We start from the raw sequence: 350 nt of genomic DNA, 5'->3' as shown, positions 1-350 counted from the left end.
AAGGGAATCTCTGATTGGATTCTTATGTCAGGCGGGAACCACTAGGCAACGGTCTGGAGCGCGGCACAAGCACCCTGTTGATGGGACCCTCGGGGGTTGGCAAATCGACGATTGCCAGTTCCTATGCTCATGCAGCCCTCAATCGTGGGGAGCGAGTGCTCGTTCTGCTCTTTGACGAGACGAGACGGATCTTCCTCGACAGAGCTGCTGGCCTGAACATGGCGCTCGACACCTATTGGAAGAGCGACATGCTGCTTTTGGACAAGATAGAGCCGGCGGAGATCTCCGCTGGCGAATTGTCGTCGCGTATCCAGTCAGCCGTGGAGCGGTCAGGTACCAGGATCGTCATC

The 350-nt window shown here is 57.1% G+C and carries 1 protein-coding gene; it reads left to right on the top strand.

What is annotated here, in order from left to right:
• Nucleotides 1-14: 14 nt before the first annotated feature.
• Nucleotides 15-350: ATPase domain-containing protein (locus MAXJ12_RS36230; protein ID WP_157999695.1), on the top strand; the 336-nt coding region annotated here is incomplete at its 3' end.

The organism is Mesorhizobium alhagi CCNWXJ12-2 (genome assembly GCF_000236565.1).
GTDB lineage: Bacteria > Pseudomonadota > Alphaproteobacteria > Rhizobiales > Rhizobiaceae > Allomesorhizobium > Allomesorhizobium alhagi.
This window is presented reverse-complemented; position numbering and strand designations above follow the sequence as displayed.